Genomic DNA, 19,168 nt, shown 5'->3' with positions numbered 1-19,168 from the left:
CCGGCGCGCCGGGCCGCTCCCCGCGGATACCCGGCCGCGCCGCAACGAGAACGACCAGCGAAACGCCGACATGTCCGACCCCATCGTCCTCATCCCCGCCCGCCTCGCCTCGACGCGCCTGCCCGACAAGCCCCTCGCGGACATCGGGGGCGAACCGATGATCGTGCACGTCATGCGGCGGGCCGAGGAGGCCGGCATCGGTCCGGTCGCCGTCGCGACCGACGCGCCGGCCATCGCCGAGGCCGTGACCAGGGCCGGCGGACGGGCCGTGATGACGCGCCCGGATCACCAGTCGGGCTCGGACCGGATCCACGAGGCCCTCGAGAGCCTCGATCCGGAAGGCCGGCACGACATCGTCGTCAACGTGCAGGGCGACCTGCCGACCATCGATCCGCGCGTCATCACCGCCTCGACGCGGCCCCTTGTCGACCCGGCTGTCGACATCGCGACGCTCGCAGCGGTCATCACCCGCGAGGAGGAACGGACGGAGCCGAGCGTGGTCAAGGCCATCGGCAGCGAGATTGCGCCGGGCCACCTGCGCGCGCTCTATTTCACCCGCGCCACCGCGCCTTACGGCGAAGGGCCGCTGCTGCATCACATCGGCCTCTATACCTATCGCCGCGCGGCGCTCGCCCGCTTCGTCGCCCTGCCGCCCTCGCCGCTGGAGCGCCGCGAGCGGCTCGAGCAGCTGCGGGCCGTCGAGGCGGGAATGCGCATCGACATCGTCGTCGTGGACGACGTGCCGCTCGGCGTCGACACGCCGCATGATCTCGAACGCGCCCGCGCCATGCTCGCGCCGCGCCGCTGACCTTATCTTCCGCGAGGACTTCCCCAATGGCCAAGAAGATCATCGCCTACCAGGGCGAGCCCGGCGCCAATTCGCACATCGCCTGCAAGGACGCCTATCCCGACTGGGAGCCCCTGCCCTGCGCGACCTTCGAGGACGCCTTCGCCGCGGTGCAGGAGGGGCGGGCCGAACTCGGCATGATCCCGATCGACAATTCGATCGCCGGGCGCGTCGCTGACATCCACCATCTCCTGCCGACCTCGGGCCTCCACATCGTCGGCGAATATTTCCTGCCCATCCACTTCCAGCTGCTGGCCCCGAAGGGGGCGACGCTCGCCACGATCAAGACGGTCTACAGCCACGTGCACGGGCTCGGCCAGTGCCGCAAGATCATCCGCAAGCTCGGCCTCAGGGCCGTGGTCGCGGCCGATACCGCAGGCTCCGCCCGCATGGTCGCGGAATGGAACGATCCCGCTTCGGCCTCGCTCGCCACCCGCCTTGCCGGCGAGATCTACGGCCTCGACACGCTCATGGAGGACGTCGAGGACGAGGCCCACAACACGACCCGCTTCGTCATCCTGTCGCGCACGGCGCAGTGGATGGAAGCCGGCAAGGGACCGGCCGTCACCAGCTTCGTCTTCCGCGTGCGCAACGTGCCGGCGGCGCTCTACAAGGGCCTCGGCGGCTTCGCCACCAACGGCATCAACATGACGAAGCTCGAGAGCTACATGATCGAGGGGCATTTCTTCGCCACGCAGTTCTACGCGGAGGTCGAAGGCCACCCCGAGGACAAGTCGCTCAAGCTGGCGCTGGAGGAGCTCGGCTTCTTCTCGCGCGAGCTCAACATCCTCGGCGTCTTCCCCGCCCACCCCTATCGCGAGAACATCCGCGAAGCCGCCGAGTAGAATCCACCGGCCGCGGTGCTGCGCGGCCCGCCGCCGCGTGATATGGTACGCCAACAAGACGAAGCTGGCCCCCATCAGCCGGCTCAGCGAAAGTCGTGTTGTCGTACCAGTGTCGCCCTTTTGTGGCCGTTCTCCTGGTCGAGGCTGCACGCCAATCGCCAGATCAGGGAGCCGCGTCATGTCGATCATCATCAGACGTGCCACACCGGCCGACATCGAGGCCATCGGTCGTCTCGTCATCGACGTTTGGCGGGAGACCTATCGCGGCATCCTCTCCGACTATGTGCTCGCGACCCAGACCGTGCCGGTCGGCGAGCGCAGCATCCGCTTCGTCGGGCTCGACAGCGACGGCAACGGCCGCGCCGCGCTCGTCGCCGAGCGGGCGGGCGAGGTCGTGGGCTTCGCCGCGGCGGGTCCCGCGACCGACGGCAGCCTCGGCACCGCGGCCGAGATCGCGCCGCCCTATGTCGCCCGGCGGCTGCAGTTCCGCGGCATCGGGGGGCGGCTGATGGGCGGCCTCGCCCATGCGCTCATGGCCTCCGGCCATGCCAGCGCCGGCCTTTGGATTCCGCGCGACAACGTCGCGGCGGTGGCCTTTGCCCGCGCGCTAGGCGGCACGGTCGCCGGCACGCGCAGCACCTGCGCCGGCGAGACGATGCTCGAGGAGATCGCGGTCATCTGGCCCGATCTCGCCGATCTCGCCGTCTGGCACGAGGAGCCGGTCGCGCTCTCCCGCGCCGGCCGGACGGCGCCGGGCCTCGCCGCATCCGACATCGTCGCCGCCGATGCGCTCGCCCGGCTGCGGCCGGGCGGCTGAGCGGCCGCTCAGAAGCCCTCGCCCTCCTCGACGAAAGCCTTGAGGATGTGGTGCGCGATGGCGAAGGGCAGCGGGGCGGTGAGCCCGTCCGGGTGCTCGCCGCGCAGCATGGCACCGACCTCCGCCCGCGTGAACCAGCGCGCGTGCTCCAGTTCGATCGCGTCGACGACGAGATCCTCGTCGAGGGCTTCGGCGAGGCAGCCGATCATCAGCGACGACGGAAACGGCCAGGGTTGCGAGGCGAGGTAGCGCACCCGCCCGGTGCGGATGCCCGCCTCCTCCATGGTCTCGCGGCGCACGGCGTCCTCCACCGTCTCGCCCGGCTCCACGAAGCCGGCGAGGCAGGAATACATGCCGGGCGCGAAGCGCGCCTGCCGGCCGAGCAGACAGCGCTCTCCACGAACCGACAGCATGATGACGACCGGATCGGTGCGCGGAAAGTGCTGCGCGCCACAGGCGGCGCAATCCCGCCGCCAGCCGCCGCTGGCGCTCGCCGTCCGCACTCCGCAATTGGCGCAGAAGCCGTGCCGGCGGTGCCAGTCCATCAGGGCCTTGCCCTCGCCGAGCGGGCCGAGCTCGTCCTGCGGCAGGAGGCCCTGGACGGCGATGGAGCGCAGGTCGATGGCGAACAGGCCGCTCTCCTTGAGCCGCTCCCCCTCGCCCGCCGCAATCAGTGTCGCGAACAGCGGCGTGCCGTCAAGCGTGCCGAGCAGGGCCGTCTCGGCGACGGGGGCGAGCGCCCCGGCCTCGGCCATGGTGAAGCGGGGCGTGAAGGCCTCGCCATCGCGCCTGAAGATCGGGACGTCCCCGGCGATGACGAAGGAGCGCGCCTCGGGCAGCGCCATCATCGCCGCGATGTCGCTCGCCTTCTCGCGTCGCTCGGAGTGGCGGACGAGACGGTTGCGGGAGAAGCCGATCCGCGCCGAACGTTCGGGAAAGATCTCGCCGGACGGGGAGGCGGTGTCGTCGGACATGTTGCGGGCCATGCGTTCCATTCCTGTCAGAGGCCGAGCCGGGCGCGCAGCCCGGCCGTGAGACGCTCCGCCGCGGCGACATCATAAGGCTCGGCACGGCCGACGCCCCAGACCGGGCCGGGCCAGGCCGCGTCGCCCGTCGTGCGCGCGATCACGTGGACATGCAGCTGCGGCACCATGTTGCCGAGCGCCGCCACGTTGAGCTTGTCCGTCGGCACGAGATCGCGCAACGCCTGCGACACCTGGCGGATCTCGGCGCTCAGCGCCGCGTGGTCCGCTTCCGGCAGGTCGACGAGCTCGCGCGCCTGCGCCCGGCGCGGCACGAGGATGAGCCAGGGGAAGCGGCTGTCGTTCATCAGGAGGAGCCGCGACAGCCCGAGCTCGCCGATGGGGCGCGTATCGGCCGCGAGGCGTGCGTCGAGCTGGAAGGCATCGGTGGTGCTGTCTGGCATGTCGGGGAGGTCCGCATCCGGGCCGTTCTGGCCGCTGCCCAATCTATAGGCCCGCCGCGCCGATCGGCCAACGGCGAAAGCAGCCGGAACGCTGTCGCCCGCCCCCTGCGCTGTGGAGCGGCCCCAGCTTGAAGCTTGCACAAGCGGCCGCGATCCCCGATATAGAGGGCGGGAGGTTGGCGTTGGACGTTCCACTCGCCAACCGGGTCAGGTCCGGAAGGAAGCAGCCCTAACGAGCACGGGCGGGTCTTCGTTCAGCCTCCCACCTATCAGACCGGGATCTGGCCTCTCTCTCGGGACGTCGCCCACGGCGTCGGACACGTGGTTGCGGCCACGCTTCCCGCGAGCGGCAGCGTGAAGGGGCCGATGACGGATTTCGACACCGTGACGGACGAAGGCGGCGCACCGGACGATGCGCCCGCCCTGCCGGGCCTGCCGCAGCCGGCCCCCGCGCCGAAGTCCGGCGCCTACCGGGTCCTCGCCCGCAAGTACCGGCCCCGCGCCTTCCCCGATCTCATCGGGCAGGAGGCGATGGTGCGCACCCTCTCCAACGCCTTCGAGACCGGCCGCATTCCGCAGGCCTGGATGCTGACCGGCGTGCGCGGCGTCGGCAAGACGACGACGGCGCGCATCCTCGCCCGCGCCCTCAACTACGAGCGCCCCGGCATCACCGGCCCCACCGTCCACATGCCCGAGCTCGGCGTGCACTGCGAAGCCATCATGGAATCGCGCCACGTCGACGTGATGGAGATGGACGCGGCCTCGCACACCGGCATCGACGATGTGCGCCAGATCATCGACGGCATCCGCTACGCCCCCGTCTCGGCCCGCTACAAGGTCTACATCATCGACGAGGTGCACATGCTCTCGGAGAAGGCGTTCAACGCCTTCCTGAAGACGCTGGAGGAGCCGCCGCCGCACGCCAAATTCGTCTTCGCGACGACGGAGATCCGCAAGGTCCCCGTCACCATCCTCTCGCGCTGCCAGCGCTTCGACCTGCGCCGCGTCGAGGCGGGCACGCTCGTCGCGCATCTGACGCGGATCTGCGCCGCCGAGGCGGTGGAGGCCGAGCCGGAAGCCCTCGCCATGGTGGCCCGCGCCGCCGAGGGCTCGGTGCGCGATTCGCTCTCGCTGCTCGACCAGGCCATCGCCCACGGGGCGGGCCGCGTCGGTGTCGAGGAGGTCCGCGCCATGCTGGGCCTTGCCGACCGCGGCCGCATCATCGACCTGTTCGAGCACGTGATGCGCGGCGACCTGCCGGCGGCGCTCGGCGAGTTGAAGAGCCAGTATGACGCCGGTGCCGATCCCGCCGTCATCCTCACCGACCTGGCCGGCTTCACCCATTTCGTCACCCGCCTCAAGCTCGTGCCGGCCGCGGGCGAGGATGCCGCCATAACGGACGTCGAGCGCACGCGCGGCGCCGACTTTGCGGCGCGGCTCTCGGTGCGCATCCTCTCGCGCACCTGGCAGATGCTGGTGAAGGGCATCGCGGAGGTGCAGGCGGCGCCCCGGCCCATCGCGGCCGCCGAGATGGTGCTGGTGCGCCTCGCCTATGCCGCCGACCTGCCGACGCCGGACGAGGCGCTGCGCCTCCTGCGCGAGGGCAATGCCTCCGCGCCCGCGGGCAGCGGCAGTGCCGGGCCCGCCGGCGGCGGCGCGACGATGAGCGGCGCCGAACGCCCGCGCCCGATGCTGGCCGCGAGCGGCCCTGCCCTCGCCCGGGCGCCCGCCGCGGCCCCGGCCATGGAGCCGGCCGTGCCGCAGATGCGGCTCGCCCGCTTCGAGGATCTCGTGGCGCTCGCCGGCGAAAGGCGTGACATCGGGCTGAAGCGCGCGCTGGAGCGCGACGTGCGCCTCGCCCATTTCGAGGACGGGCACGTGGAATTTGCGCTCGTCGACGGGGCGAGCAAGACGCTCGCCGGCGACCTCTCCCGCCGCCTGCAGGAGTGGACGGGTCGGCGCTGGGTCGTCTCCATCGCCCGCGAATCCGACACCCCGACCTTGCACGAGAAGGCGGAAGCGGAAGCTGCCGAGCGCCTCAGCGGCGTCGCCGGCCACCCGCTCGTCCAGGCGGTGATGCAGCGCTTCCCCGGCGCCGCGATCGTCGACGTGCGCGACATCGCGGCCGAGGAGGCCGCCGCGGCGCCGACCGTGGAGGAAGGGCTCGCCCCGGCGGACGAAGAGCCCTATATCGACGATGATTTCTGATCGGACGCTCGTCCGGTCGCCCGATGTTCTGATCGCTTGAGCGGGAGCCACGACCATGAAGGACCTGATGGGCCTGATGAAGCAGGCGCAGGCCATGCAGCAGAAGATGGCCGACATGCAGGCCGAGCTCGGCAGCCTCGAGGTCGAGGGCACGGCCGGCGGCGGCGTGGTCACCATCCGCATGACCGCCAAGGGCGAGGTCCGCGCCGTGAGCATCGACCCGAGCCTGATGAACGCCGACGAGAAGGAGATCCTCGAAGACCTCCTCGTCGCCGCCAGCAACGACGCGCGCCAGAAAGGCGAGCGCCTCGCGCAGGAGCGCATGGCCGAGCTGACCAAGGGCCTGCCGCTGCCGCCCGGGATGAAGCTGCCGTTCTGAGGGGCGTAGCCCTTCCCCTGAGCGGCTCGATGTATATGGCGCGGGGGCGCTGGTCCCTCCCCTCGAGGGGAGGGTGGATCGCGCCAAAGGCGCGAGACGGGTGGGGTCAAGGCCGGGTATGGCGCTCCACAATGGCAGTCGCGGCCCCTTCCGTCGCCGCTGCGCGGCGCCACCTCCCCCCTTGCAGGGGAGGATCAAGAGCGCGGATTGCATCGCCCTCCTCAAGGGGGAGGCAGGCCGCGCAGGCGCACACCTGGAAAATGACGATATCGCACCCGCGCCCGCTTGAGAGATCCTGCATGCCCTCACCCGTCGGACCCGAGATCGAGCGTCTCATCCAGCTTCTCGCCCGCCTGCCCGGGCTCGGCCCCCGCTCGGCCCGGCGGGCGGCGCTGCATCTCATCAAGAAGCGCGAGCAACTGCTCGCGCCGCTTGCCGAGGCGGTGCGCGTCGCCGCCGAGCGCGTCGTCGTCTGCTCCAGCTGCGGCAATGTCGACACCAGCGACCCCTGCGCCATCTGCGCCGATGCGCGGCGCGACCCCTCCGTCCTCATCGTCGTCGAGGACGTGTCGGACCTGTGGGCGCTGGAGCGCGCGGCCGTCATGAACGCGCGCTACCATGTCCTCGGCGGCGTGCTCTCGGCCCTCGACGGCGTGCGGCCGGAGGACCTCAACCTCGACGGGCTCGTCGCTCGCGCCGCCGCCCCGGAGGTCAAGGAAGTCATCCTCGCCCTCAACGCCACCGTGGACGGCCAGACGACGGCCCATTACATCACCGACCTCCTCTCGCATCTGCCGGTGAAGATCACGCGCCTCGCCCACGGCGTGCCCGTCGGCGGCGAGCTCGACTATCTCGACGAGGGCACGCTCTCGGCCGCCATCCGCCAGCGCACCACCTTTTAGGCGCCGGGCGAAGCGAACCGGCCGGAAGGGCGGTGCCTGAATCGCGCTCTTCTGGTAGGCTGCCTCGTCAGGCGAGGAACGGCCATGCGGACGCCATCGCAACAGGCCATCCGGCTCGGATTTGGGTTCGCCATTTCACAAGCGCTGCGCGCCGTGATCGAACTCGGCGTCCCTGACCTGTTGGCCGATGGCGAACGGCCGATGGATGAACTTGCCGCAGCCACGGGAGCGCATCCGGAAGCGCTTTACCGGGTCATGCGGCTGCTCGCGTCGGAGGGGGTGTTCCGGGAGGTCGAACCCCATCGTTTCGCGCTGACGGATATCGGTGCCACCTTGCGCAGCGGCGCTGCGGGTCCCGGCGACCTGGTGCGCATGCTCAACAGCGAAGCCTATCTCGCCTTCGCCGAGCTCCTGCATTCCGTCCGCACCGGCAAGCCGGCTTTCGACAAGGTGTTCGGCAGCCCGCGGTTCGACTGGCTGTCGCGCCATCCGGAGAGGGCCGCATTGTTCCAGCGTGCCATGGTCGCGATAAGCCAGGGCAGCAACGAAGCGGTTGCCGGAGCCTACGATTTCGGTTCGTTCACGCGCGTGGTCGACGTCGGCGGCGGGCACGGCCAGCTTCTCTCGGCAATCCTTGCCCGCAACCCGCACCTGACCGGCGTGCTGTTCGATCTGCCGTCCGGCACCGAGGCGGCCCGCCAGGAGATCGGAGGCAACCTGCCGCGTACCGAGATCGTTGCCGGCGATTTTTTCGAGAACGTGCCCGCCGGCGATGTCTACATGATCAAGAAGGTCATCCACGACTGGGACGACGAACGCGCCGCGCTCATCCTGCGCAATTGCCGCAAGGCCATGCCGCCGAACGGCAAGGTCCTTGTTGCCGAAACGCTCGTGCCGCCGGGCGACGAGCCCGGCGAGATCAAGACCGTCGACGTCATCATGCTCGCCGTCACCGGCGGCCTGGAGCGGACCGAGGCGCAATATGCCGACCTGTTCGCAGCCGCCGGGCTGCAGCTCGAGCGGGTGATCGAGACCTCTGCGCCCATCTCCATCCTCGAGGCTGCGCCCGCTGCGTGAGGACCGTTCGAACTGATGGTTCCCGGTTCACGCGCCGTTCATGCTTGCCCCGCATGATGGCGCCGGACTTCGCCGCTTGCGAGGAAAGGCTGCATGACGGGGCTCATGGTGAAGACGACGGCGGCGGCGCTCGTCGTGGTCGCGCTCGCCCTGTTCGTGACGACAGATCTCGCCGGCCGCCTCGCCGGACCCAACGCGCCTGCCCGCACGGAGGCCACCGCCTCAGCCGTCGACATCCCTGCCGCATCGCCGGCGAGCGGCACGAGCGAACGCCTGACGAAGGCCCGCAACGGCCATTTCGTGGCCGAGGCCCGCATCAACGGCGTCGCCATGCGCATGCTGGTCGACACGGGCGCGAGCCTCGTCGTCCTCAACGAGGACGATGCGGCGCGCGCCGGCATCCGCCCCTTCCCGAGCGACTACAAGCATCGGCTGAGCACCGCGAACGGCGTGACGCTGGGCGCCCGCAGCACCTTGCGCGAGGTGCGGCTCGGGAGCATCGTCGTACGCGACGTGGATGCCGTCATCCTGAAGCGCGAGGCGCTCGCCACCGGCGGGCTCCTCGGCATGTCGTTCCTCTCCCGCCTCGGCGGCTTCGAGACCACCGCCGACATCATGGTGTTGAAACCTTGAGGCAAAAGCGACGTTGATCCCCTCGGTCCAGCTTCCGCCGCCATTGGCGGCGAGGCTTGGAGCCGAGCCATAGCCCGTTATCCCGAGTGCCCATCAGAAGGACGAAGCCAACTCCATGTTTCCGAAGCCCCTGCCGGCCCTGACGCCGAACACCTACGACTACGAATCGCTGCCGATGGTGAAGCCGACCGGCTTTCGCGAATACGACGCCCGCTGGCTGTTCCAGAAGGAAATCAACCTCATGGGCGTGCAGGCGCTGGGCATGGGCCTCGGCACGCTGCTCAAGGAGATGGGGGTTAAGCCCGAGATCGTGACCGGCCACGACTTCCGCGGCTATTCCTCGGCCATCAAATATGCCCTCGTCTCCGGCCTCATGGCCGCCGGCGTCCGGGTGAAGGACATCGGCCTCGCTCTGTCGCCGATGGCCTATTTCGCACAGTTCGACCTCGACGTGCCGGCGGTCGCCATGGTCACCGCCTCGCACAACGACAACGGCTGGACGGGCGTGAAGATGGGCGCGCGCCGCCCCGTCACCTTCGGCCCCGAGGAGATGGGCCGGCTCAAGGACATCGTGCTGTCGGCGAGCTTCGACCTCACCGGCGGCGGCGCCTATGAATTCATCGAGAACTTCCCCGCCCGCTACATCGCCGACCTCACCGACCGGCCGAAGCTGAGACGCAAGATCAAGGTCGTCGCCGCCTGCGGCAACGGCACGGCCGGCGCCTTCGCGCCGAAGGTGCTGGAAGCGATCGGCTGCGAGGTGATCCCGCTCGATGCCGAGCTCGACCACACCTTCCCGCGCTACAACCCCAACCCCGAGGACATGAAGATGCTTCATGCCATGGCGGAGAAGGTGCGCGAGACGGGCGCCGACGTCGGCCTCGGCTTCGACGGCGACGGCGACCGCTGCGGCGTCGTCGACAACGAGGGCAACGAGATCTTCGCCGACAAGATCGGCGTCATGCTCGCGCGCGACCTGTCGACCCTCCACCCCGGCGCCACCTTCGTGGTGGACGTGAAGTCGACCGGCCTCTTCAACACCGATCCCGCCCTCCAGAAGAACGGCGTGAAGGTGGATTACTGGAAGACCGGCCACAGCTACATCAAGCGCCGCGTCAGCGAGCTTTCGGCGCTGGCCGGCTTCGAGAAGTCGGGCCACTTCTTCTTCAACAAGCCGGTCGGCCGCGGCTATGACGACGGCATCCTGACGGCCCTCGCCGTCTGCGACATGCTCGACCGCAACCCGACGAAGTCGATGGCCGATCTCTACCGCGACCTGCCGAAGACCTGGGGCTCGCCAACCATGGCGCCCCACTGCGCCGACGAGGTGAAGTACGAGGTCGTCGAGCGCGTGGTGAAGCGCTTCACCGGGATGAAGGACAAGGGCGAGGCCGTCGCCGGCCAGAAGATCGTGGACCTCGTCACGGTCAACGGCGTACGCGTCGTCGCCGAGGACGGCACCTGGGGTCTCGTGCGCGCCTCTTCCAACAAGCCCGAGCTCGTCGTCGTCGTCGAGAGCCCGGTGTCGGAAGCGCGCATGCGCGAGATGTTCAAGGCCGTCGACACGGTGCTGCGCGAGAACCCCGAGGTCGGCGCCTACAACCAGACGATCTGACCATCGGCCTCACACGGGCAGGCCCTCGGCCCTGAGGGCCTGCGCCAGGCGGACAGGATCGGTGAAATGGTGCGCGGCCATGCCCACGGCACGGGCCGCCGCCACGTTGGCGGGGCTGTCGTCGATGAACAGGCACTCCGCGGCATTGAGGCCGTAGCGGTCGACGAGCAGGCGATAGATCGCCTCGTCCGGCTTCACCAGCCGCTCGTGCGCCGAGACGACCGTGCCCAGGAAGCCGTCGAGGAAGGGAAAGCGCGCCCGTGCCAGCGCGAATTTCTCGGCGGAGAAATTGGTGATGGCATAGGTCGGCACGCCCGCGGCGCGCAGCTCCTCCAGGATGCGTACCGTGCCCTCGATGGCACCCGGCACCATCTCGTGCCAGTGCCGGTCATAAGCCTCGATCTCGGCCCGCCATTGCGGGAAGGCCGCCACGCGTTCGGCAATTGCCTCGGCGAAGGAGCGGCCGCGATCCTGCTCGAGGTTCCATTCCGGCGTGCAGACCTCCGCCAGGAAGCGCTCGACCCGCTCCTCGTCGCCGTCGAAGATGCGGCGGTAGAGGTGGCGCGGATCCCAGGAAATGAGAACGTTGCCGACGTCGAAGACGACGGTGGTGATGCGCGTCCTGGTTGCGGCCTCTTGGTCGATCATGGTGCGGCGCGGGCTCCCTCGGGATGGCTCGTCGGCCGCAATCTGCGCCACGGCGGCGGTGCGCACAAGCCGCCGGCGCGGGTCCGCGTTCAGCTCACCTTGCAGGTCGACTGGCCGTCGCGCGCGACCTGCGCCACCGAGCGCGGGCGCATGTAGGTCGTCTCGCTCATGCGCAGGACGCCGTTGTCGAAGACATTGCCGAACAGGCCGAGCATCTCGAAGACGCCGGCAAGGCCGGTGGAATAGGGATAGGTCACCTGGCCGATGATGACGGAGGAGCTGACGTTGCTGGCAAGGTCCGCCGCCGAGGCCGGGAAGGTGTAGACCGACCCCGCCGCCGGCGCGATGCCGGCCCTGTTGGCGTCGGACCAGCACACGCGCGCCGCACCCTTGCTGTCGATATAGACGCTGAACAGGGCAAGCTCCGCCCCGGCCGGCGAATAGGGCGCCATCACCGCCGCCGCCGCCGCGAAGATATTGTCCTTCTCGCTGTCGCTGATGCGGCTGCGCTGGGCGGTGAGGTCGGCCAGCGCCCGCGAGGCGATGGTCAGCTTGCGGTCGATGCTGATGCCGATCGTCGTCACCGCCATGCCGAGATACATGACGAGCATGAGCGGCAGCACGAGGGCGAACTCGACGGCGGCGACGCCGCGCCGGTCACGCCCGAAGGCGCCGAGCCCCGCCGCCAGCCACCGGCTCGAGACCATCAGGAATTTGCCGGCAACGCTCATGCGCTCATGCCCCCGAGGCCTGCGGCTGCGGGAAGGGCTCGTTGCGGAAGGCCGCCGAGGACATGATCAGCCGGTTGCCATTGGCAAGATTGCCGAGGCCCGGGTTGAGCAGCGGCACGAAGATCGGCACCTCGAGCGCGACGCGCACCACGACGATATCGCCCGCCTGCCCCGGGGAAAAGGTGAAGTTGCGCGTATCGACCTCGCCCCGGTTGTTGATGGGCAGCGAGGTATCGGCCCCGGAAAAACCGGAGAAGGTGCGCACGTCGATGGCGACGCGGGCGCGGCAGTCCTCGGCGCTGACCAGCACGAAGGGGCCCTGTGCGCACACGTCTTCCTTGAACTTCTTGAGCTTTTCCTCGGTCGATCCGCCGTAGCCCCCCGCCTGCACCTGGCCGGTGAGGATGAGCCGCGCCGAATTCTGCACCGCCGTCTCGAGCGACTGTTCGGTGAAGAAGACGAGCGCCGTCTCGATCAACGTGAACATCAGGGCGATGAAGGGGATGACGACGATGGCGAATTCGACCGCCGTCGCGCCCTCCTTGTCGCGGCGGAACAGCCGCAACAGCGACACGAAACGGCTGGAAGCTCGCCTCTTCGCAGCCATCGCGGTTGCCCCCTTGCACATCATCATCGCCATTGCCCGGCGTCACATCGCCGGTGCTGCCAAGGTGCAAGATAATTGTCATGCACTCCCGCGCGCCAGCGAAAGATCAGGTTTTGGTTACGACAACTATTCGCCGGTCGCGAGCTTGTTGCGCTGCTTCGCCTGTTCCGTCCGTTCGGAGAAGTAGTTCATGTCGTCGCCCAGCGTCAGCATGGGCTGGCAATTCGGCGTGCACGACAGCGACTCCCGCCCGGTGCCGCGCATGACGGTGACGACCGTCGCCGCCGGCGCCTCCACCTGGATCAGGGCTTCGGCAACGACATTGCCGCCCGCGTCGATCGCGATGAGATTGGTGGTGCCGTAGCTCTTGCCGGTGACGACGAGGACGCCGTTGCGCTGCAGGTTCACGTCCGCGATGGCCGGATTGCCGACGACGACCGTCTGCGCGCCGGCCGGCAGGCGCACGAGCCGCGCCTGGTCGGCCGTGACCGTGACGGTCTCGCCCGCCGTCAGGGCCGGTGCCGGCGAGGCAGCCGCAAGACAGGCAAGCGCTGCGGCGACCGCGGCAAGTCCGGCCCGGCCACTGGCCGAGCCCATGTTCCGGCGCCCCATCATGCCCGCCAACCCCTCACCTTCCCACGAATATTGCCGACAACTTGCCGGAGAATGGTGAAACTTTGCCTAACGCACGTCATCCCCGTGTCCGCCGATGCAAACGGTGCAACAGCGCGGCGCTGGGGTGTGCAACTGCCCCCGCCGTCATGCCCGCGCTTGTCGCGGGCAGCCACTCCCGGAAAGTCGCGCAACGTCAAGGCGTGGATGGCCGGGACGCGCCCGGCCATGACGGGAAGGGTCTGCCCAGCGCCGCCGAAACGCTCGCATGCGGAACAACTTCGGAAAACCCGGCGCGGGACTGGACTGGACCTCCCTGCCGGACACCCCTCCTCCTGAACGGGCAGTTACTATTTGTCGACAATTGTAATAACAGCCGTTTAACTATATTGCGCAAGTCATCGCCATGTGCCACTTTCTCTGATCACTTTAACTTTGCCGAAAGAAGCAGGCGATAACGTCGGCGTCAGTTCCGAGCGGTGCAGCGAAAACAACCGGCGGACAGTGCAGCAGTGATAGCAGGAGTTCATCCATGAAGACGCTGTTTTCCCGTTTTGTCAGCGACGAGTCCGGCGCCACCGCCATCGAGTACGGCCTGATTGCCGCGCTCGTGGCTGTTGCGATCATCACTGCGCTCGGCATTCTCGGCGACGGGCTAACCGACATTTTCGAAGGCGTCGGCAAGAAGCTGTCGGCTGAAGCCGCCAAGACCCAATAACCAGCAGTCCCACGCAGGGCATCTTCTTGCGACGGCCCTGGCGGTCCCGGGCCGTCGCACCGCATCCGCATGGAGAACATATCGTCTCCAGATGTCTCCCGAGTACAGTGCAAGACAGCCAAGAATGACCGACATCGCCATCCTCACGCTCTTTCCCGCCCTCATGGCCTTTGCCGCGGCGAGCGACATTGCGACGATGACGATCTCGAACAAGGTGAGCCTTGCGCTCGTCGCCGGCTTCTTCCTCGTCGCCTTCGCCGCTGGCCTGCCGCTTCCGGTGATCGGCTTGCACCTCGCGGCCGGGGTCCTCGTCCTGGCGATCACCTTCGCCCTCTTCGCCGCCGGCTGGATCGGCGGCGGCGATGCCAAGCTCACGGCGGCGACCGCGCTCTGGTTCGGCTTCGGCCACCTCATGCCCTATCTTCTCGTCGCCTCCCTCCTCGGCGGTCTGCTCACCCTCGTCGTCCTCAGGCTGCGCAAGATGCCGCTGCCGGCCTTCGCCCTCGGCTGGGGCTGGGCGCAGCGCCTGCACGCCGCCAACCGCGGCATCCCTTACGGCGTCGCCCTCGCCGGCGCCGCGCTCTTCGTCTATCCGCAGACGGACATCTGGCAGGCGGCGCTCATGGTCCGCTGACGGACCCGCGAAAGTGTGCCATTCGAGCGGTCGGGCATACGTTCTGTTAACCATAATTTGACGATTGGCTGATCAGATTCCCGTCAATGGGGGAGTGACCCTCGTCGGGGTCTCTGATCGACATGAAGCCAGCCCGTCTCGTCATCCTCGGCGTCGCGCTCGTCGCGGGCGTGGCCGCGGCCTATCTTGCCACCGGCCGCAAGCCGCCGCCGGCACCGGCGCCCGTCGCGGCCGCCCCGGCGCAGAAGACCGAGGACGTGCTCGTCGCCGCCGTCGACGTGCCCATGGGCAACGGCCTCAAGGCGGCGGACCTGCGCTGGCAGGCCTGGCCGGAGGACGGCGTGCCCAAGGGCGCCGTCACCCGCGCGGCAAGCCCGAATGCGATGGAAGACGTCTCGGGCGCCATCGCCCGCACCGCTATCCTGGCGGGTGAGCCTGTCCGGCACGAGCGGCTGATCAAGGCCGACGGCTCCGGCTTCATGTCCGCCATCCTGCCCACCGGCAAGCGCGCCATCGCCATCAGCATCGACAACCGCGGCGCCTCCTCCGCCGGCGGCTTCATCCTGCCCAACGACCATGTCGACGTCATCCGCACCTATCGCGACGAGGAGGCCTCGAAGCAGCAGGGCGTGGACGTGACGGTGGCCGAGACCGTCCTCACCAACATCCGCGTGCTCGCCATCGGCCAGACGGTGCAGGAGAAGGACGGGGAGAAGGTCGTCACGGGCGAGACGGCGACGCTCGAGGTCGATCCCGGCCAGGCCGAGGTGCTGACGCTCGCCCAGAAGGTGGGGCAGATCTCGCTCGCCCTGCGCTCCCTTGCCGATGCCAACGATACCGGCTCGATCACCCGCGGCGACGATGGCTCCCTCACCATCGTGCGCTTCGGCGTGCCGGTGCAGACCCCGAGACGCTGAGCCATGGCGGCCCCGATGCACGAGACAGCACAGACGGCGGCGCCAGGGCCGCGAGCCACCAGAACCGCCGGGCCAGGGAGCCTGCGGCTTCTCCTGCTCGCCGGCCTCGCCGCCGCGGCGCTCGCCCTGCCGGCGGCGGCTTCCGCGCAGGGAACGATGGCCGCCCCGACGCTCGCCGTCGGCGGCGACGAGCACGCCATCGCCCGCCGCATCGACCTGTCCATCGGCCGCTCCATCGTGGTCGACCTGCCGCGCGACGCCAAGGAGGTCTTCGTCGCCGATCCCAAGGTGGCCAATGCGGTGGTGCGCTCGACGCGCAAGGTCTTCCTCATCGGCGTCGCGGACGGCGCCACCTCCATCTTTGTCATGGACGCCGCCGGCCGGCAGATCGCGGCCTTCGAGATCACGGTTGGCCGCGACCTCAACATCCTGCGCCAGACGCTGCGCACGGCGATGCCGCATGCCCAGATCGAGGTGAAGCCGGCGGGCGAATCCGTGCTCCTCATCGGCTCCGTCGCCAATACGGGTGAAGCCCAGCAGGCAAGCGACATCGCCAGCGCCTTCCTCGGCGGCGACATCGGCGGAAGCAATGGAGGCGGGGGGCCGGGCGGCGCCAGTTCCAGCCGCGTCATCAACGCACTGACCATCCGCGGCAAGGACCAGGTGATGCTCCGCGTCACCGTGGCGGAGATCAAGCGCAACGTCGTCAAGCAGCTCGGCATCGACACGACCGGCGAATGGCGCCTCGGCGACATGACGCTGACGGGCGCGATCACCAATGCCTTCGGCCTCGGCAACGAGTCGCCGTCGAGCAACATCAGCGTCAGCGGCGGCGGCAATTCCGCCACCCTGCGCGCCCTCGAACAGGCCGGCGTCGCCCGCACCCTCGCCGAGCCGACGCTGACCGCCGTGTCGGGCGAGACGGCCACCTTCCTCGTCGGCGGCGAGGTGCCGATCCCGACCGGCTACGCCTGTCAGGGCCCGAGCGGCGGTTGCACGACCACCATCGAGTTCAAGAAGTTCGGCGTCGCCCTCACCTTCACGCCGGTCGTCCAATCGGAAGCGCGGATGAGCCTGCGCGTCGCGACCGAGGTGTCGGAGATCGACAACCAGAACACCTATCGCAGCAACACGCTCATCATCCCGGGCTTCAACGTGCGCCGGTCGGAGACGACCGTCGAGCTGCCCTCCGGCGGCACGCTCGTCACGGCCGGCCTCATCCAGCAGAAGTCGCGCCAGGCCATCAACGGCTTCCCGGGCCTGCTCAACATCCCGATCCTCGGCACGCTCTTCCGCTCGCGCGACTACCAGCGCGACGAGAGCGAGCTGATGATCGCCGTCACGCCCTATATCGCCAAGCCCATGAGCGCCAATGCCGTCACCCGGCCGGATGCCGGCTTCGCCGACGCCATGGACCCGCAGACGGTCTTCCTCGGCCGCCTCAACCGCGTCTACGGCAAGGGCGGCAACGCACCGCAGCCCGCCGTGGCGCGCGGTATCTTCGGTTTCATCAATGACTGACGGGCCCAGCCTCACGCGCGGAGACGCCGCCATGCCCCGCACCCGCAGAACAGCCGTCCCCCGCCTCGCCGCGGCGCTCGTTGCCCTGCCGCTCGCCGCCTGCGGGGCCGACCGCTACGTCACCAACGCGACCTATCCGGCGGATTTCCGCGAGCGCCATCCGATCACGCTCGTCGACGCGCCCGAGACGCTGGACGTCTTCGTGACGTCGGCCCGCGGCATCGATGCCCGGCAGCGCACCGACATCCTCGCCTACGCCGCCGAATACCGCCGCCACGGCAAGAGCCTCGTCACCGCCTACATGCCAGCCGGCACCGGGCAGGAGCGCGCCCTTCACGGGGCGCTGCAGGCGGTGCGGCAGGTCTTTTCCGAGGCAGGCGTGCCGGCCTCCGCCCTGACCGTGGCGCGCTACAATCCGACCGAGCCGATGCTCACGGCGCCCATCCGCCTGAGCTATGCCAAGCTCAGCGCCCGCGTCGACAGCAAGTGCGGCGAGTGGCCTCAGGACCTCGCCAGCGGCAGCAGCGTCGACGGCTGGAAGAACCGGCCCTACTGGAACCTCGGCTGCGCCTACCAGGCGAATTTCGCGGCCCAGGTCGCCGACCCGCTCGACCTCGCCCGGTCGCGGCCGGAGGGGCGCATCGACACCGTCAAGCGCCTCAACGCCAACGAGAAGCTGCGTCGGGGGGAGGACCCCTCGACGGAATACAAAATCGACGCCACCAAGATCAGCGACGCGGCCGGAGGCAACTGATGGCAAGCGCTCAGGACCTTACGCGCAGCGAGACCGGCGAGCGCCTCATTGCGCCGGTGCCGCGCATCACCATCGAGGCCTTCTGCGAGACACCGGCCGTCGCCGCGGTGATGGAGATCGTTGCCGCCGACCGGCGCCTCGCCCGCGCCCAGACGAAGCTCGCCATGGGCGGCGCCTCGGCGGCGGTCGAGGCCTTCCGCCACGCGCCGACGCCGAACGTCATCATCCTCGAGACGAACAGCGACCGCGAGGCGATCCTCACCCATCTCGACAGCCTGTCGGAGGTCTGCGACGTCGGCACCCGGGTGCTCGTCGTCGGCCATGTCAACGACGTTCAGCTCTACCGCGAGCTCGTGCGCCGCGGCGTCAGCGACTATCTCATCGCGCCGCTCTCCGTCGTCGACACCATCGCCGCCATTTCGGAGCTGTTCGCAACGCCCGGCGCGGAGCCGCTCGGGCGCACCATCGCCGTCGTGGGCGCCAAGGGCGGCGTCGGCGCCTCCACCGTGGCGCACAACCTCGGCTGGTCCATCGCCCGCTCGGCGCATCTTGCCACCGTCATCGCCGATCTCGACATCGCCTTCGGCACCGCCGGCCTCGACTTCAACCAGGACCCACCCCAGGGCATCGCCGAGGCTGTGTTCTCGCCGGACCGGATCGACGCCAATCTCGTCGACCGCCTGCTGTCGCGCTGCAGCGACAACCTCAGCCTGCTGGCCGCCCCGGCCGTGCTAGACCGCACCTGCGACCTCAACGAAAGCGCCTTCGACCAGCTGGTCGACGTCCTGCGCGCCTCGATCCCGGCTATCGTCCTCGACTTGCCGCACGTCTGGACGGCCTGGCTGCGCCGGGTGCTGATCGCCGCCGACGAGGTCGTCATCGTCGCCGAGCCAGATCTCGCCAACCTGCGCAACGCCAAGAACCTCGCCGACCTGCTGCGCCAGACGCGGCCGAACGACCGCAAGCCGCGCCTCGTCCTCAACCGGGTAGGCGTGCCAAAGCGGCCGGAGATCGCGGCTGCCGACTTCCTGAAGGCGTTCGACGCCGAGCTCGCCGCCACCATCCCCTTCGATGCGCAGCTCTTCGGCACGGCGGCGAACGGCGGGCAGATGCTGTCCGAGGTGCAGCCCTCCGGCAAGGTGCCCGCCGTGTTCGACGAGCTCGCCGCGGCCATCACCGGGCGCGCGGAGCAGCGGCGGGCGCGGGCCGGCGCCTTCCTCTCGCCCATCATCGCCCGGCTCGCCCGACGCAAATCGTAACGGCGACACGGAAACGGA

Annotated in this window: 21 protein-coding genes and 1 other RNA gene; 16 read left to right on the top strand and 6 right to left on the bottom strand. The window is 69.3% G+C overall.

The genetic code is table 11. The features are described from left to right. Positions 1-70 precede the first annotated feature (70 nt). The 3 genes from GGR16_RS11125 (at position 71) to GGR16_RS11115 (ending at position 2,509) form a co-directional block, all read left to right on the top strand. Complete coding sequence (locus tag GGR16_RS11125) at positions 71-808, top strand: 3-deoxy-manno-octulosonate cytidylyltransferase (RefSeq protein WP_183316635.1); 738 nt, start codon at positions 71-73, stop codon at positions 806-808. Between the two features lie 26 nt (positions 809-834). Continuing rightward, on the top strand, positions 835-1,692 hold the full coding sequence (locus GGR16_RS11120; RefSeq protein ID WP_183316634.1) for a prephenate dehydratase: 858 nt from the start codon (positions 835-837) through the stop codon (positions 1,690-1,692). 178 nt (positions 1,693-1,870) lie between these two features. Then, positions 1,871-2,509 (top strand): GNAT family N-acetyltransferase, encoded by a 639-nt coding sequence (locus GGR16_RS11115; RefSeq protein WP_183316633.1) that lies wholly within the window; start codon positions 1,871-1,873, stop codon positions 2,507-2,509. A gap of 8 nt (positions 2,510-2,517) precedes the next feature. On the opposite strand, the gene nudC is transcribed toward GGR16_RS11115, so the two are convergent. Further along, positions 2,518-3,495 (bottom strand): NAD(+) diphosphatase, encoded by a 978-nt coding sequence (gene nudC / locus GGR16_RS11110; protein WP_246372989.1) that lies wholly within the window; start codon positions 3,493-3,495, stop codon positions 2,518-2,520. Positions 3,496-3,509: 14 nt separating this feature from the next. Continuing rightward, positions 3,510-3,935 carry an HIT domain-containing protein gene (locus tag GGR16_RS11105; RefSeq protein WP_183316632.1) on the bottom strand — a complete coding sequence of 142 codons (426 nt, stop codon included), beginning with the start codon at positions 3,933-3,935 and terminating at the stop codon, positions 3,510-3,512. Between the two features lie 170 nt (positions 3,936-4,105). Between GGR16_RS11105 and ffs the strand changes: the two genes are divergently transcribed. The 7 genes from ffs (at position 4,106) to GGR16_RS11070 (ending at position 10,749) form a co-directional block, all read left to right on the top strand. Next, positions 4,106-4,202: signal recognition particle sRNA small type (gene ffs, locus GGR16_RS11100), an RNA gene on the top strand. Between the two features lie 117 nt (positions 4,203-4,319). Continuing rightward, complete coding sequence (locus tag GGR16_RS11095; RefSeq protein ID WP_425486575.1) at positions 4,320-6,143, top strand: DNA polymerase III subunit gamma/tau; 1,824 nt, start codon at positions 4,320-4,322, stop codon at positions 6,141-6,143. Positions 6,144-6,198: 55 nt separating this feature from the next. Next, positions 6,199-6,522 (top strand): YbaB/EbfC family nucleoid-associated protein, encoded by a 324-nt coding sequence (locus tag GGR16_RS11090; protein WP_019402402.1) that lies wholly within the window; start codon positions 6,199-6,201, stop codon positions 6,520-6,522. A gap of 299 nt (positions 6,523-6,821) precedes the next feature. Beyond that, positions 6,822-7,424 (top strand): recombination mediator RecR, encoded by a 603-nt coding sequence (gene recR / locus GGR16_RS11085; RefSeq protein ID WP_053193413.1) that lies wholly within the window; start codon positions 6,822-6,824, stop codon positions 7,422-7,424. Positions 7,425-7,508: 84 nt separating this feature from the next. Further along, positions 7,509-8,501, top strand: coding sequence for a methyltransferase (locus GGR16_RS11080; RefSeq protein ID WP_183316630.1), 993 nt, complete (start codon positions 7,509-7,511; stop codon positions 8,499-8,501). A gap of 93 nt (positions 8,502-8,594) precedes the next feature. Continuing rightward, entirely contained in the window at positions 8,595-9,134 is a 540-nt protein-coding gene (locus GGR16_RS11075) for a retropepsin-like aspartic protease family protein (protein WP_183316629.1), read from the top strand. Positions 9,135-9,249: 115 nt separating this feature from the next. After that, positions 9,250-10,749, top strand: a complete 1,500-nt coding sequence (locus GGR16_RS11070) for a phosphomannomutase/phosphoglucomutase (RefSeq protein ID WP_053193418.1) — start codon at positions 9,250-9,252, stop codon at positions 10,747-10,749. Positions 10,750-10,758: 9 nt separating this feature from the next. On the opposite strand, the gene GGR16_RS11065 is transcribed toward GGR16_RS11070, so the two are convergent. The 4 genes from GGR16_RS11065 to GGR16_RS11050 all read right to left on the bottom strand — a co-directional run bounded on the left by GGR16_RS11065 (position 10,759) and on the right by GGR16_RS11050 (position 13,350). Then, complete coding sequence (locus tag GGR16_RS11065; RefSeq protein WP_019403698.1) at positions 10,759-11,397, bottom strand: HAD family hydrolase; 639 nt, start codon at positions 11,395-11,397, stop codon at positions 10,759-10,761. Positions 11,398-11,486: 89 nt separating this feature from the next. Beyond that, a complete protein-coding gene (locus GGR16_RS11060) occupies positions 11,487-12,128 on the bottom strand; it encodes a TadE/TadG family type IV pilus assembly protein (RefSeq protein WP_183316628.1) in 642 nt (213 codons plus the stop codon). Between the two features lie 4 nt (positions 12,129-12,132). Next, complete coding sequence (locus GGR16_RS11055; RefSeq protein ID WP_183316627.1) at positions 12,133-12,735, bottom strand: TadE/TadG family type IV pilus assembly protein; 603 nt, start codon at positions 12,733-12,735, stop codon at positions 12,133-12,135. Between the two features lie 126 nt (positions 12,736-12,861). Beyond that, positions 12,862-13,350: a pilus assembly protein N-terminal domain-containing protein gene (locus GGR16_RS11050; RefSeq protein ID WP_183316626.1), complete on the bottom strand. Its 489-nt coding sequence runs from the start codon at positions 13,348-13,350 to the stop codon at positions 12,862-12,864. 529 nt (positions 13,351-13,879) lie between these two features. Between GGR16_RS11050 and GGR16_RS11045 the strand changes: the two genes are divergently transcribed. The 6 genes from GGR16_RS11045 (at position 13,880) to GGR16_RS11020 (ending at position 19,150) form a co-directional block, all read left to right on the top strand. After that, on the top strand, positions 13,880-14,065 hold the full coding sequence (locus GGR16_RS11045) for a Flp family type IVb pilin (RefSeq protein WP_183316625.1): 186 nt from the start codon (positions 13,880-13,882) through the stop codon (positions 14,063-14,065). Between the two features lie 124 nt (positions 14,066-14,189). Beyond that, entirely contained in the window at positions 14,190-14,699 is a 510-nt protein-coding gene (locus tag GGR16_RS11040) for an A24 family peptidase (protein WP_183316624.1), read from the top strand. Between the two features lie 122 nt (positions 14,700-14,821). After that, positions 14,822-15,616 carry a Flp pilus assembly protein CpaB gene (gene cpaB / locus GGR16_RS11035; RefSeq protein ID WP_019403704.1) on the top strand — a complete coding sequence of 265 codons (795 nt, stop codon included), beginning with the start codon at positions 14,822-14,824 and terminating at the stop codon, positions 15,614-15,616. Between the two features lie 15 nt (positions 15,617-15,631). Next, on the top strand, positions 15,632-17,137 hold the full coding sequence (locus tag GGR16_RS11030; RefSeq protein WP_246372987.1) for a type II and III secretion system protein family protein: 1,506 nt from the start codon (positions 15,632-15,634) through the stop codon (positions 17,135-17,137). A 31-nt stretch (positions 17,138-17,168) separates the two neighbouring features. Next, positions 17,169-17,891: a CpaD family pilus assembly protein gene (locus tag GGR16_RS11025; RefSeq protein ID WP_183316622.1), complete on the top strand. Its 723-nt coding sequence runs from the start codon at positions 17,169-17,171 to the stop codon at positions 17,889-17,891. Beyond that, positions 17,891-19,150 (top strand): CpaE/TadZ family protein, encoded by a 1,260-nt coding sequence (locus tag GGR16_RS11020; protein WP_183316621.1) that lies wholly within the window; start codon positions 17,891-17,893, stop codon positions 19,148-19,150. The genes GGR16_RS11025 and GGR16_RS11020 overlap by 1 nt, the downstream gene beginning before the upstream one ends. Positions 19,151-19,168: the final 18 nt, after the last annotated feature.

Source organism: Chelatococcus caeni (assembly GCF_014196925.1).
GTDB lineage: Bacteria > Pseudomonadota > Alphaproteobacteria > Rhizobiales > Beijerinckiaceae > Chelatococcus_A > Chelatococcus_A caeni.
Note: the sequence above shows the minus strand (reverse complement) of the source record. Positions and strands in the feature narration are given on the sequence as shown.